Below are 13,572 nucleotides of genomic sequence, written 5' to 3'. Positions count from 1 at the left end.
CATGGGCGCCCGCCTCGTTCTTTTGGGGGAGCTTTTCGCGATTCCTTCCTGCCCTTTTTCCCTATAGCGAGGCCGTACAGCCCTGGTTCGCCAGGGACTTGCGTTGGCGGCCCGCGAGGGACATTCTGTCGCCAACGTCCGGCGGTGCATTTGGGGCAATGGCCGGCAGGGGGGTTGGAAGAGTCATGACGGAGAGTGTGGAAGCGCCGCTGGTCCTGATCGTTGAGGACGAGCCGGCGACCAGGGCCTTGCTGGCGGGATACTTTCATCAGGCCGGGTTCATGATCGCCGAAGCGGCCAACGGCAAGCAGACGCGGGAAGCCATCATCCGGCAGCCCCCGGATCTGGTGCTGCTGGACATCGAACTGCCGGACGAGGACGGTTTCTCCATCGCCCGCGACATACGTGAGATTTCCAACGTCGGCATCATCATCGTCACCCGGCGGGCCAACGAGGACGACCGTGTCTTCGGTTTGGAAACCGGTGGCGACGACTATGTGACCAAGCCGCCGAACCCGCGTGAGCTGCTGGCCCGCGCGCGCAACCTGCTGCGCCGGACCCATCCCAGCAAGATGCGCCGGGCCGAGGGCACCGTGCGCCGCTTCGGCGGCTGGACCATCGACCTGGCGCGCCGCCGCCTGATCGACACCCAGGGTGTCGAGGTGCGGGTGACGCGCGGCGAGTTCGAGCTGCTGGCCCTGCTGGTCCGTTCCGGCGGCCGGGTGGTGACGCGCGACCAGCTGATCGACGCCGTCAGCGGCACCGACCGCAATCCCAGCGACCGCACCATCGACGTGCTGGTCAGCCGCCTGCGCCGCAAGATGAACGACGGCGGTGCCCAGCCACGCCTGATCCTGACGGAAAAGGGCCTGGGCTACCGCCTGGGCGCCGACGTCACCGGCCCGGCGTAACCGCCGCGGCACCGTCCAAAAACGTCACGGGCCCGGTCCGGCTGGATCGGGCCCGTTTCATTTCAAGGCGCGGAGGTCATACCGGCGGCATGAAGTGTCGACTCATGCCGCCGAGGCCGCGACTGCGGCCGCCGGAGCGAGCACCGCAGGGCGCAGCGAGGATGAGCCAAGCCAGCGGATGCTGGCGCCCGGCGTTTGAGGGTGGCATTTGAGCGGTCACGATCAAATGCCATTGGCATCAGTCCTTCAGGCTGGCGCGGAATTCATCCAGCACGGCCAGGTCGCTGCCGACCCGGGCCAGCAGGCGGGTGGCCTCGCGGATGCCTTCGTCGTTATGGCCCTGGCGCAGCGCATGCTCCGCCTTGCGGGCCTGGGCCGACAGGGCGGCCAGCCCCACGGTTTGCGCGCCGCCGCCCAGGCGGTGGATCAGCTTCTGCAGCAGGGGCAGGTCCTGCGCCTCCAGCGCCGCGCGCACCGCCGCCACGCTGGACGGCGCGTCGTCCAGGTATTTCTCCGCGATCTGGCGCACCAGGTCCGCCCCCAAGTCGTTGATGTGGGCGGTCAGCACGCCACGGTCCAGGGTGGGCGTGTCTTCAAGTGGCCAGCTCTCGGCCTCGGTGTGCGCGGTCATCGGCGTTTTCCGTTGCTGTCTTGGTTTGTTGTCTTGTTTGGCGTTCCACGGGGGAACGTTACAACACCCCGCGCCTTTATTTTCACACAATGACGCGAGATTTTGGCGGGGTTGTCACCCGGGCGACCCCCAAGTCACCGTCAGAGATACCCACTTTGTTTGGACGCAATGCAGCATGCACGGGGGCCGGCGGCTAAAATGCGCATGGCAAAGTGGCGTGAATTGTAACACGCTGCCTCAGGGGCGGCCTGGTGATTCCGTCGATGCCGGCGCCCCGGAAGGCAGGGTTTCCCTGCCGGGACGTGACCCGGAAGACGTGACCTGGAAAAAGGATAGTTCAGCGATGTTCAATGCCCGCCGGCCCTTGTTCGCCTCCGCCATCGCGGCGGTGATGCTGACCACGGCGGGCGCCGGTCCGGCGCTGGCCGCCCCCGCCGACACCACTGGCGAGCCCAACAGCGCCACCATCCAGTGGGCCCAGAACATCCTGAAGGAAAAAGAGCTGTACGAGGGTCGCGCCTCCTCGCGCATGGACCCGCCCACCGTCGCCGCACTGCGGCAATACCAGAAGGCGGAGGGCCTGAAGGTCACCGGCAAGCTGGACCAGGACACCATCGCCCGCATGATGGAAGGCCGCCCGGTGGACAAGACGGTCGGCAACCTGGCCGATCCCACCAGCCGCGCCAAGGCCTCGCAGCCGCGCCTGAAGGAAGAGGACGTGCAGCCCAAGGCCGCCCGCTCCGCCGTGGGGGTGGAGCGTGGGGGACAAGCGCAGGAAAGCACCGTGCTGAGCGTGTCGCGCAACCCGGGGGCCTCCACCCCGGCGGGCGCGCCCGCGGATCTGCCCCCGCCCTCGGTGACCCAGCGTCCCGGCGGTGCCGTTTCCAACGGCCAGCCGGCCCCGGGCCAGGACGCCGCCGGCACCACCGGCGCCGGCCGCATCGCGGTGGAGACGCAGTCCACCGGCGACACGCCGGAGCAGGCGCCGACCGAGATCACCGCGCCGGACTGGGCGCGCAACGCCCTGCTGGGCTTCGTCGCCGCCCTGTTGGCCCTCATGGCGGGCATCTGGTGGTGGAGCGGCCGCCGCCCCAGCCGCAAGGCGCCCAAGCGCGGTCGGGCGGGTGAGGTCCGGCGTGAGCCTTCGCTGGGTGGGGAGGACACGCGCTTGCCCGACGGCCGCGTCATGCCCCGCTTGGATGACACCGTCGCCCGCCCGAGCCGCTCGCCGGGCCTGCGCGTCGGCCGCTGATAAATTTTTCCCGGGTCCGATTCCGGGCATATTTCCATCGCCGGCGGAGCCGCGCGACAGGACATTGCACGGCGGATGCCCGAGTGTTCGCCAAAGCTGCGCCGCGCAATAAAACAACGAAATCGACCGGCCCAGGCCCCGCCCCTAAGCTTCGTCCTGCAGACAGTTCCGCCCCCGCCGCATGCGCCCGTGGGCCGGATCACCGGCCCGGCGCCATGGTTCCGGGCCCCAGGCAGGAGAGTGCCCCCATGCTGTTCGACGCTCCGGATTTCGACAATCACGAGCTGGTCCTGTTCGGCCGTGACCCGGAGAGTGGCCTCAAGGCCATCATCGCCGTCCACGACACCACCATGGGGCCCGCCTGCGGCGGCTGCCGCATGTGGCCGTACGCGACCGAGGCCGACGCCGTGAAGGACGTCCTGCGGCTGTCGCGCGGCATGAGCTACAAGAACGTCATGGCCGGCCTGCCGCTGGGTGGTGGCAAGTCGGTGCTGATCGGCGATCCCAAGACCGCCAAGTCCGACGCGCTGTTCCGCGCCTTCGGCCGCATGGTCGAGAGCCTGGGCGGCCGCTACATCGCGGCGGAGGACGTGGGCATCACCGTGGCCGACGTGCAGGTCATGGGCCGCGAAACCAGGCACGTGGCCGGCCTGAACCACGGCGCCGCCGCCAGCGGTGATCCGTCGCCCTTCACCGCCTACGGTGTCTACCTGGGCATCAAGGCCGCCGTGCGGCACCGCCTGGGGACCGACAGCCTGAAGGGTGTGCGCGTGGCCGTGCAGGGCCTGGGCAATGTCGGCAGCCACCTGTGCCAGCGCCTGGCTGATGACGGCGCCATCCTGACCGTCAGCGACATCTTCGCCGACCAGGTGAAGCGGGTGGTCGACCGCCACGGCGCCGTCGCCGTGGACCCCTCGGTCATCCATGCCCAGGACGTGGACGTGTTCGCCCCCTGCGCCCTGGGCGGCGTGCTCAATGAGCAGTCGCTGCCGCAGCTGAAGGCCAAGGTGGTGGCCGGCGGCGCGAACAACCAGTTGGCGGTGGACGCCATCGGCCGGCAGCTGCGGACCCTGGGCGTGCTGTACGCCCCCGACTATGTCATCAACGGCGGCGGCATCATCAACGTCGCGGGCGAGGTGGGCGGCACCTACAGCAAGGAGGCCATCCTGGCGAAGGTGGAGGCCATCCACGGCACGCTGGCGGACATCTTCCGCCGCGCCGACGCCGAGGACCGCCCCACCAACGAGGTGGCGGACCAGATGGCGCGGGAACGCCTGGCCGCCGGCCGCGCCAAGGACATGGCCAAGGTCGCCTGACGTTTCCAGGACCACGACGGGAAAGGCCGGCGCCCCGCTGGGGCGGCCGGCCTTTTTCGTTGTGAATCAGGATGATTATGATCCTTACGGTGGGGGTGACTTGGGCGGTGGCCCCCCTATATGATGCCGCCTGCCCCAATCAGGGGCGGGGGTATCCAAGGGGACGGGGCATGCAGGAGCTGCGCGCGATCAGCTTCACCGAACGGGAGCTGATGACGGCGATCGTGGAATTCACGGGGCGGCTCAATCGCAAGCTGCCCGTGGGCATGGTGAAGGATCCCGTCATCGTCGAGGGGCCGCCCGTCACCGTGCAGCTTCCCATCGAGGATGATTACGGCAAGATGCACGAGGCCACCTTCGCTGAGATGGAGGTGGCCGCGGCGCTGGTCAATTACTGCATGACGCGCAAGATCCGGATGCCGGCCAAGGCCGAGAAGGTGCTGCAGATCATCTCCGGCGCCGCCACGCTGGTCATCTGGCTGGGTGAGCAAGAGGTGGGCCCCCAGCGCAAGAAGGCCACGTTGCGCAACCGCTGACGGCCTGTCGCGGGGCCGGCATGTCACAGTTCGTCACGCGTGCAAGTCATGGCTGGGTCGCGGGGCTGTTGACTCACGCATACAATTCCGGCACTCCAGAGCCCATCCTGTCGGGGGAGAGGGCGCGCACATCTGGGTCCAGCTCCCGGTCAGTTTGAATTTAACCGGTAAACCAGGACCTTTTGCCATGACCGACGCCGCCGCCGCCAATTCCGAAGCCGGCCAGATGCCTCCGTTCTACCGGGAGCCCGTTCCCGTCGATATCAACCGTCACGGGGACTGGAAGCTGAAGCAGCAGCGGACGTTCTCTTACGCCGCCAACGCCAATGCCATTCCGATCGTGGGCGAGGAGTTCATCTCCCTCAACGGCCACTATCCCATCGTCTTCACCCTGGGCAACAACCCGGCCGCGGTGGTGCTGACCGGCGTGCGCCCGGACGAGAACCTGTTCGTGGACGGCGAGGGCGCCTGGCGCAAGAACACCCCGATCCCGGCCTATGTCCGCCGCTACCCCTTCCTGATGATGGAGACGCCGGACCGTGAGCGCCTGGTGCTGTGCCTGGAAGAGGATGCCAACCTGGTGGGTCCGGACGGCGACGTCCCCCTGTTCGAGGGTGACAAGGCCGGCGCCGCCGGTAACGACGCCCTGAATTTCTGCGCCACCTTCAACCAGTCCGCCGTCGCGACCAGCGCCTTCTGCAAGGAACTGCACGACCGCGGCCTGCTGGTGGAACAGCGCCTGGACCTGACGCTGTCGCACGACAACAGCCGCATGACCCTCACGGGCTTCACCATCATCGATGAGAAGAAGTTCAACGAGCTGCCGGACGACGTGTTCCTGGACTGGCGCAAGCGCGGCTACCTGGGCCTGGTCTTCTCGCACTTCATCTCGCTGTCCCGCTGGAGCGTCCTGGCGGAACTGGCATCGGAGCGGGTGCTGTCCCAGAAGGCCTGACGCCGGCTTTACCCCATGACTGCGAAGGGCGCTGGTGAGGCATCACCAGCGCCCTTTTTATTACGCGGTCACCGGCCTCAGCCGCGCGGAAGCAAGGTCAGGCGCAGGCCGTCCAACTCGGGCTTGAAGTCGATCTGGCAGCACAGGCGCGACCGGCCGGGTTGGTAGGTCGGTTCCTCCTCCAGCAGGGCCTGTTCATCCAGGCTGGGCTCGGGCAGGCGGGCCGCCCAGTCGGCGTCGACCAGGACGTGGCAGGTGGCGCAGGCGCATGAACCACCGCAGTCGGCGTCCAGCGGCAGGTCGTGGTCGCACAGGTTTTCCATCACGGAGGCCTTCACATCCCCCTCGATGACGTGCTCCGCGCCATCGGCATCGATAACGTGGATCGTGGGCATGGGTCGTTTTCCTTGGCAGCGTCGGCGAAAGGGGGCCGCTCGTCGGGATGCCAGGGCATGTGGGACCCGTCGGCCGGCGAACGATCGCGCTGGTGATAGTGAAATCCACGGGCGCGCGCGAGGCGAAAATCCGCAAACCCACCCCGAAAAACCACCGCGGCGGAGCCTTAGCCCCCCTGTCAAGCGCCCCTGCCTCGGTTATATTGCCGGATATCCATGGATGTGGCCCCCGGCCCGGTGCCGGGCGGACCCTCCGGGCCCTCTGACCGGGACAGCGCATGACCTTGGAAATCCGCACCTTCTCCATCCGTGACGCCGCGCATGACGAGGACGAGACCCGCCTGGCCTCGTTCCTGCGAACGGTGGAGGTTTCGCGCATCGACACCGCCTACGCCGATGGCGCCTGGCGTGTGCTTGTTCAATACCGGGACCTGCGCCGCAAGGAGGAAACCGCCCAGATCGAATCGGCCATCATCTCCGCCATCAACAGCTGGCGGACCGAGGTCGCCAAATCGCTGGGCGTGGACAAGGAAGAGGTCCTGTCCAACGTCGTGGTGGCGGAGATCGCCCGGTACGCCCCGACGACGGAGATCGAGCTGTCGGTCATCAGCAGTGCTGCGGGCTTCGACGTGGCCGGCCGCGGCGGCCAGATCGTGCAGATCGTCCGCCAGACCATGGAAGATCTCACCAATTGAGGCGCCTGCTGCTCGCCGCCGCCCTCACGCTCGCCGGCTTGGCGGCGGGGACCGCCCGCGCCGACGAGGTGGGATCGTTCAGCAACGATTGGACGGGCAACGAACTGACGGTGGAGGCGGTGCCCGACCCGGACATCCAGGGCGTGACCTGCCACATCGTCAGCTTCTCGCGCAGCGTCATCGACCGGCTGCGCAAGGGCAACTGGTTCGAGGATCCGTCCAACACCTCCATCTCCTGCCGGCAGACGGGTCCCGTCGTCATCGGCAAGATCGACACCTCCAAGCATGGCGAGGAGGTGTTTTCCGAGCGCAAGAGCCTGATCTTCAAGTCCATCGCCGTCCGGCGCATCTATGACCGCGCCAACGACACCCTGATCTACGTCGTCTATAGCCGCCAGGTGAAGGACGCGTCGGCCAAGATGGCCATTTCCACCGTGCCGCTGTTCAATGCCAACCCCACCTGGACGAAGGGCAAGCCTGAGCGTTAATGTCCTGTTCAATTGGGGTAAAAAAGCGAATACCTCCTCCGCTGGACATACATCATTCGGTTGACTACCCACTTGGGCGGCGTCACCCTTTAGGCAGCATCCATACATCGGTGGTGCGTTCGGCTTAGGGGGCGGGGCTGCCAACGGGCCGGAGGATGGCCTGGCGCGGACGGGGAAGGGGCTTCTCCGTCCCGCAGGCGCTATTGCCGGTCGGGGCGGGCTATGGTCTTGGGATTGCTGCAGGACAAGGCGGACAAGCCGCCGCCGTTGAGTGAGCCGCGTGGCGTCTCCTTCGAGGTGCAATACCTGAAGGACGATCACTGGATCACCGAGCAGATTTGCCGCAAGGAGGAGGATGCCCGGGCGTTGGCCGCGCGCATCCTGCCCAACCGCACCGGCGTGCGCATCATCCGTGAATTCGTGCGCCCCGGTCGTGGCGGTGAAACCGTCGACACCATCATCCACACCGAATATCGGCAGGAGCCCAAGCGCCCCATCGCCCCGGTCCCGGTGGAGGAGGCGCACTATTGCAAGGTGCCGCAGGAGTACCTGGCCTTCGACAGCCGGGTGCTGATCTCCCGCGTGCTGCGCCAGTACCTGGATGAGAAGGGCGTCACCGCGTCGGAATTGCTGCACAACGCCGGCGAGGCCAAGCGCGTCCTGAACTTCGAGGCGCTGGTCCCCAACGCCGTCAGCCGCATCGCCACCCTGCAGAGCAAGGAGACGGGGGAGGACAGCCGCGCCCGCCGCGATGTCATCCTGGGTGTGTTGGAGGAATTGCGCCAGCGGGCGGAGAAGGCCGTGGCCAACCGCGCCCTGCCGTACCCCAAGGAGATCGGCTTCGCCGCCACCATGCGCCAGGTGGACGAGATCCTGGGCACGGCCACGGCCGCCAGCCCGGCGGTGGCGGCGGAAGAGGCCGCCTATCTGGGCAAGGTCATCGTCTGCCGCGACCTGGTGAACATCCGCGGCCTGCTGGGCAAGGCGGAGTTGCTGATCGACCTGGCGTCGGACGACAGCCTGCCGGCCGATGACGCGGCCCTGTTGGACCAGCTCTTGGCCGACGTGCTGGGCGCGCCCGACATGGTGCGCGACATGCTGGGCCGCCAGCCGGACCTGATGACGGCCCTGAACCGCATGATCGACCTGATCAGCGGCACTTTCGAGCCCCAGGCGATCGAGATGTCGCCGCCCTGCACGGCGGCCATCAGCCGCTGGGTGGCGGGCCCCCATGGCAATGAGACCCGCGTGGTGCTGCTGGATTTCCTGCGTCGCCAGGTGCGGGGCACCCAGCGCCTGTCGCACGGCGAGCCGCTGCAGCAGATCGCCAAGTATCGCAACCTGGTCACCCGCCTGATGCGGCCCGACGGCCTGCTGGGCGGCCCGGCCATGGCCGAGGCGGTGTTGATGGGCTATCACCGCTTCATCGAGCAGGGCGGGGCCGAGGGTCGCCGGCTTGCGTTGGAATCGGTGCTGCAGCTGCTGCCCACGGGGGCGGAGCGGCTGGTTTATCTGGCCTGCCTGGCGCGGTCGGACCTGGGCGCCAAGGACGGTGCCGCCATCGCCGCCCAAGCCCTGGAGATCGCCAACCGCGTGGGCGGCCTGAACGATCTGGTGGACCGCACCCTGCCGCTGAAGCCGAAGATGGAGGCCAGCGCCGCCCTCTATCGCCTGGTGACCGAGGGCGACGCCCTACCGGGTGACATGGGCGAAAAGCTGGGCGCTCGCCTGGATGACCTAGTGGCGACCTACATCGTCGACGGCCGGGTGATCGAACGGCTGGACGATCCCTCCGCCAGCCTGCGGGTGCGCGCCACCCGCCTGGTGCAGTTCGCGGGGGCGGAGGTGCTGGCCAGCCCGAAGGCGCGGCGCATCGTGCGCGACCAGATCATCAGCCATCTGCGCCAGCCCAATTTCGACACCAAGTTTGTCGAGGGCCTGGCGACGGAGGCCGAAAAGGCCGCGGTGCTGCGCAATTTCTATGATTTGCTGAACCGCGCCCAGTTCATGTGAGGGGAACCGCTTAGGCGCGGGTCAAACAATCCGGCCCAGGCGCACCGTGGTCTGCCCCCGGCGCGGCATGCGCGTGGGCATGACCAGCACGCAGTCGTCGTAGGGCGTGTGCAGGGCGCGCTTGCCATCCAGGGCCAGCAGGGTGCCGCTGGCGGCGACGCGCTCCAGCCCCTGGAACTGCTTCACGAAGGCGAACTCATCGGTTTCCGCCTGGATGACGTGGGTCACGTCCACCACGATGGGCTTGGCCGGCGTGGCGGGGGCGTTGGCCTCCGCCAGCAGGGTGCGGGCGGTGGCGGCGTCCAGGGTTTCCGACTGCGCCAGGAAGCGGATCAGGCCGCGCCAGGCCTGGACGCCGGCGGCCGGGGCCGAGTGCTGGCCGCACTCCATCAGGATGGCGGCGGCGCTGCCGCCGGGGGCGGAGAAGCGGGGATGGTCGATCAGGCGCATGCCGTCGGCATGGCCGTCATCCGCCACCACCCAACCGGGATCGGCCAGGGCCACCGCCAGGGCCCGGGCGCGGGGGGAGCGGCCGCACAGGGTCAGCGCGGGCGACGGCACCTGCATGGAATGCAGGTCCAGCAACAGGTCCGCCGTCAGGATCCAGGGGGCGATGGCCGCCACGCGCGCCTGTTCCCGCCCCTGGGGGTGGACCGGCGGCGGGCCGCCGGCGGGCACCTCCGCCCGGACGCCGGCCCACAGGCGGTTCATATCGCGATCCAGATAGCGCGCCGGCGGTCCAGCCGGCCCGAACAGGCGGCCGCCCGCCGCGGCGTCCGTATTGGCGAAGGCCAGGGTCCAGATGCCGCGCGCCGGACGCAGCCCCCGGCGCAGCAGCCGGTCCAGGGCCACCGCGCCGCAGGGCTCGTTGCCATGCATCAGCGCGACGATGGCGACATGGGGGCCCTCGGCCTTGGCCTCGAACCGCCAGACATAGGGGACGCCGGTGTTGCCCGTGCGGTGGGCGCGCAGGTCCGGCATGGCCAGCGGCGGCTCGGGCGCGGTGGGACCGGGGGGCTGGCTGAACCGGTCCCACATCACGAGCATCCATCCCTGACTGTCGGGTCCGAACCCCTTGGAACCATGGCCGCCTTTTCCGTATTGGGCTGGTTGAGCAATAGTGACGGGTCCGACGCGTCAAGGAAAGGGACGGGATGCCCCAGCCTGCGCTATGGTAAAAGCTTATGGCGGCTGGCTTTGTTGCCGCCGTCATCGGCGGTTGTGAGGGTTGCATGAAATTCATCATAGACGACGTGCTGGTGCGCCACGATCCGGAAGGCACGCCCGTTCCCGTCGTCTATGACTCGCCCCACAGCGGTTCCGCCTATCCCTTGGGCTTCACCCCGCGCTGTCCGCTGATGCTGCTGCGCCAGTCGGAAGACGCGCATGTGGATGAGCTGTTCGCCCGCGCGCCGGCCCTGGGTGCCACGCTGCTGCAGGCCCTGTTCCCGCGCAGCTACATCGATGTGAACCGGGCGGAGGATGATATCGACCCCGCCTGCCTGGCCGACCCCTGGCCCGGCCCCTTGAACCCGTCGGAGAAAAGCCGCCACGGCATGGGCCTGGTGCGCACCGTCAGCCGCCCGGGGAGGCGCTGTACGCCGCCAAGCTGACGGTGAAGGAGGTGCAGGCCCGTATCGAGCGGTACTGGCGTCCCTACCATGCCCAGCTGAAGGCGGCGCTGGACGGGCTGCACGCCCGCTTCGGCCAGGTCTGGCACATCAATTGCCATTCCATGCCCACCCTGGGCACGGGCGACGCCGGTGCCGACTTCGTGCTGGGTGACCGCGACGGCGTCTGCTGCGACCCGTCCTTCAGCCGCTTCGTGGCCGCCACCCTGCGCGGCATGGGCTACCGCGTGCGGCACAACGACCCCTACAAGGGCGTGGAGCTGGTGCGGCGCTACGGCATTCCCACCCGGGGCCGCAACAGCCTGCAGCTGGAGATCGACCGGCGTCTCTATATGGACGAGGAGACGCTGGAGCGCCACGACGGCTACTGGCGCCTGTCCCACGACCTGGAGGACCTGATGCGCGCCATCCACGCCTTCGCCATGGCCCGCGTGGGCGACCGGCGCCTGGCGGCGGAGTAGCACCTGGCGCGACGACGCATCGCCGTACTTTAAATTTCTACAGGACACGACCGTGTCCGCCGGAAATTTCCGGGGAGTGTCAGCGGACTGGAAATTGAGGACAGGCCAAGGCCACGGACGTGGCCGCCCGGCACTTGAGGGCGGAAACTACGGCGTGAATTGTTCCTTGAGGATGCGCTCCTCCAGGTTCATTTCCGGGTCGAACAGCAGGATGGACGCCACGCTGCGGTCCTCGCAGACCTCCACCCGGGCCACGTCGCGGATTTCGGTGAAGTCGGCCACGGCGCTGACGGGGCGCTTGGCGCCTTCCAGGATTTCGAACTGCAGCTTGGCGGTGTGGGGCAGCAGGGCGCCGCGCCAGCGGCGGGGGCGGAAGGCGCTGATGGGGGTCAGCGCCAGGATGCCGGCGCCCAGGGGGACGATGGGGCCGTGGGCCGACAGGTTGTAGGCCGTGCTGCCGGCGGGGGTGGAGACCAGCGCGCCGTCGCAGGCCAGTTCGGCCAGGCGCTCCACGCCGTCCACGCTGATGCGCAGCTTGGCGGCCTGGCGCGTCTCACGCAGCAGCGACACCTCGTTGAAGGCCAGCGCCTCATGCCGGCCCTGGGCATTGACCGCCACCATGCGCAGCGGGTTCAGCGCCACGCGCTGAGCCCGGCGCACGCGGTCGGTCAGCCCCCGGGGGCTGAAGCTGTTCAGCAGGAAGCCGACGGAGCCACGGTTCATGCCGTAGACCGGTTTGCACAGGGGTAGATGGCGGTGCAACGTTTCCAGCAGGAAGCCGTCGCCACCCAGCGCGATGATGACGTCCGCGTCCTCCGCCCGCACGGTGCGATAGCGTTCGGACAGGGTGGTGCGCGCGGCCTCGGCCTCGGGCGTTTCGGCGGCGACGATGCAGAAGGCCGGCTTGGCCGGCAAGGGCACCGGGGCGCAGTGCGCGACCGTGTCGCCCGCCGCCGGGACCGGGGTGGCCGCCGAACCGGGAAGGGGCGCGGCGGGGCGTGTGGGTTCGTCGAGCATGGCGCTTTCGCCTGGGTCCAGGACTCGGGGGAAGGAAGGGGAGGGCCCGTTAACCGAAACGGATGGTTACCTTAACGGATTGATCCCGGCAAAGGAATGCCGGGGTGCGGCGGAAACCGGTGTCTTTGAGAGCCGGTCGCGGGGGTGCGGGCGCCGCCCGTTCTCCACCACCCGTATGCCATCGCCCGTTCAGCCGCCGGTGACGCTCATGTGCCGGGCGACGGCCGGCGCCTTCTGCCGGCGGTCGATGATGAAGTCGTGGCCCTTGGGCTTGCGGGCGATGGCCTCCTTGATGGCGGCCAGCAGGGCGTCGTCATCGCCGGGCGCGCCGCGCATCACGGCGCGCAGGTCGGCGGCGTCGTCCTGGCCCAGGCACATGTAGAGCATGCCAGTGCAGGTCAGCCGTACCCGGTTGCAGCTCTCGCAGAAATTATGGGTCATGGGGGTGATGAAGCCGACGCGACCGCCCGTCTCCGCCACGCGGGCATAGCGGGCGGGGCCGCCTGTGCTGACGGGCAGGTCGGTCAGCGTCCAGCGCTTGGCCAGTTCGGCCCGCAGCATGGACAGAGGCCAGTACTGGTCGGCCCGCACCATGCCGCCCTGGTTGCCCTCGCCCATGTCGCCGTCGATATCACCCAGCGGCATGACCTCGATGAAGGTCAGGTCGTGGCCCTCGCGCCCGCACCAGGCGACCAGGTCGTGCACCTCGCCGTCGTTCACGCCGCGCAGCGCCACGCAATTGATCTTCACGGACAGGCCGGCGTCCTTGGCGGCCTTGATGCCGTCCAACACGGGGGCCAGCTTGCCCCAGCGGGTGATGGCGTGGAAACGGTCGGGGTCCAGCGTGTCCAGGCTGACGTTCACCCGGCGCACGCCGGTGGCGTACAGCTCGGTCGCGTACTTGGCCAGCTGGCTGCCGTTGGTGGTCAGGGTCAGTTCATCCAAGGATCCGGCGTCCAGGTGGCGGCCCAGGCGGCGGATCAGGTCCATGATCCCCCGGCGCACCAGGGGTTCGCCCCCCGTCAGGCGCAACTTGCGCACGCCCGTCTGGATGAAGGCGCCGCACAGACGCTCCAGCTCTTCCAGCGACAGCACCTGCGCCTTGGGCAGGAAGGTCATCTCCTCCGCCATGCAGTAGACGCAGCGGAAGTCGCAGCGATCGGTGACGGAGACGCGTAGGTACCGGATGGACCGGCCGAAGGGATCGACCAGCGGCGGCTGGCCGCGTGCCGGCGCCGCCGCGCCGGGGATGCCGTTCGCCATGGGTGTCA

Annotated in this window: 13 protein-coding genes and 1 pseudogene; 9 read left to right on the top strand and 5 right to left on the bottom strand. The window is 68.5% G+C overall.

Annotated elements, in window-relative coordinates; genetic code table 11:
- The first annotated feature begins 185 nt into the window (after nt 1–185).
- Complete coding sequence (locus tag UAJ10_RS20405) at nt 186–911, top strand: response regulator transcription factor (RefSeq protein WP_004273058.1); 726 nt, start codon at nt 186–188, stop codon at nt 909–911.
- A gap of 238 nt (nt 912–1,149) precedes the next feature.
- Here UAJ10_RS20405 and UAJ10_RS20400 read toward each other — a convergent pair whose 3' ends face one another.
- A complete protein-coding gene (locus tag UAJ10_RS20400) occupies nt 1,150–1,542 on the bottom strand; it encodes an Hpt domain-containing protein (RefSeq protein ID WP_322917057.1) in 393 nt (130 codons plus the stop codon).
- A 343-nt stretch (nt 1,543–1,885) separates the two neighbouring features.
- Here UAJ10_RS20400 and UAJ10_RS20395 point away from each other — a divergent pair, with 343 nt between their 5' ends.
- From UAJ10_RS20395 to UAJ10_RS20380, 4 genes are all read left to right on the top strand, one after another.
- Nucleotides 1,886–2,794, top strand: coding sequence for a peptidoglycan-binding domain-containing protein (locus tag UAJ10_RS20395; protein ID WP_322917056.1), 909 nt, complete (start codon nt 1,886–1,888; stop codon nt 2,792–2,794).
- Nucleotides 2,795–3,042: 248 nt separating this feature from the next.
- The gene (locus UAJ10_RS20390; protein WP_322917054.1) at nt 3,043–4,110 is read left to right on the top strand and encodes a Leu/Phe/Val dehydrogenase; all 1,068 of its coding nucleotides are present in this window, start codon (nt 3,043–3,045) and stop codon (nt 4,108–4,110) included.
- A gap of 170 nt (nt 4,111–4,280) precedes the next feature.
- Nucleotides 4,281–4,646: a hypothetical protein gene (locus UAJ10_RS20385; RefSeq protein WP_322917053.1), complete on the top strand. Its 366-nt coding sequence runs from the start codon at nt 4,281–4,283 to the stop codon at nt 4,644–4,646.
- Nucleotides 4,647–4,833: 187 nt separating this feature from the next.
- On the top strand, nt 4,834–5,601 hold the full coding sequence (locus UAJ10_RS20380) for a SapC family protein (RefSeq protein ID WP_322917052.1): 768 nt from the start codon (nt 4,834–4,836) through the stop codon (nt 5,599–5,601).
- A gap of 77 nt (nt 5,602–5,678) precedes the next feature.
- Here UAJ10_RS20380 and UAJ10_RS20375 read toward each other — a convergent pair whose 3' ends face one another.
- Nucleotides 5,679–5,996, bottom strand: a complete 318-nt coding sequence (locus UAJ10_RS20375; RefSeq protein ID WP_322917050.1) for a 2Fe-2S iron-sulfur cluster-binding protein — start codon at nt 5,994–5,996, stop codon at nt 5,679–5,681.
- Between the two features lie 278 nt (nt 5,997–6,274).
- On the opposite strand from UAJ10_RS20375, the gene UAJ10_RS20370 reads away from it, so the two are divergent.
- The 3 genes from UAJ10_RS20370 (at nt 6,275) to UAJ10_RS20360 (ending at nt 9,192) form a co-directional block, all read left to right on the top strand.
- Nucleotides 6,275–6,691, top strand: a complete 417-nt coding sequence (locus UAJ10_RS20370; protein ID WP_322917049.1) for an HRDC domain-containing protein — start codon at nt 6,275–6,277, stop codon at nt 6,689–6,691.
- A complete protein-coding gene (locus tag UAJ10_RS20365; protein ID WP_322917048.1) occupies nt 6,688–7,179 on the top strand; it encodes a CreA family protein in 492 nt (163 codons plus the stop codon). The genes UAJ10_RS20370 and UAJ10_RS20365 overlap by 4 nt, the downstream gene beginning before the upstream one ends.
- A 222-nt stretch (nt 7,180–7,401) precedes the next feature.
- Nucleotides 7,402–9,192, top strand: coding sequence for a hypothetical protein (locus tag UAJ10_RS20360; RefSeq protein WP_322917047.1), 1,791 nt, complete (start codon nt 7,402–7,404; stop codon nt 9,190–9,192).
- A 21-nt stretch (nt 9,193–9,213) separates the two neighbouring features.
- Here the strand turns inward: UAJ10_RS20360 and UAJ10_RS20355 are convergent, their stop codons facing one another.
- The gene (locus UAJ10_RS20355) at nt 9,214–10,230 is read right to left on the bottom strand and encodes a M14 family metallopeptidase (protein ID WP_322917045.1); all 1,017 of its coding nucleotides are present in this window, start codon (nt 10,228–10,230) and stop codon (nt 9,214–9,216) included.
- Nucleotides 10,231–10,376: 146 nt separating this feature from the next.
- Between UAJ10_RS20355 and UAJ10_RS29935 the strand changes: the two are divergent.
- Nucleotides 10,377–11,284, top strand: a pseudogene (locus UAJ10_RS29935) (N-formylglutamate amidohydrolase).
- Nucleotides 11,285–11,431: 147 nt separating this feature from the next.
- Here the strand turns inward: UAJ10_RS29935 and UAJ10_RS20340 are convergent.
- The gene (locus UAJ10_RS20340; RefSeq protein ID WP_322917042.1) at nt 11,432–12,301 is read right to left on the bottom strand and encodes an NAD kinase; all 870 of its coding nucleotides are present in this window, start codon (nt 12,299–12,301) and stop codon (nt 11,432–11,434) included.
- Nucleotides 12,302–12,490: 189 nt separating this feature from the next.
- Nucleotides 12,491–13,564: a GTP 3',8-cyclase MoaA gene (gene moaA / locus UAJ10_RS20335; RefSeq protein ID WP_322917356.1), complete on the bottom strand. Its 1,074-nt coding sequence runs from the start codon at nt 13,562–13,564 to the stop codon at nt 12,491–12,493.
- Between the last annotated feature and the right edge of the window lie 8 nt (nt 13,565–13,572).

The sequence above is a fragment of the Nitrospirillum guaranorum genome (assembly GCF_034653275.1).
In the GTDB taxonomy this organism is placed as follows: domain Bacteria; phylum Pseudomonadota; class Alphaproteobacteria; order Azospirillales; family Azospirillaceae; genus Nitrospirillum.
The sequence above is the reverse complement of the archived record's forward strand: the minus strand, read 5'-3'. Positions and strand labels throughout refer to the sequence as shown.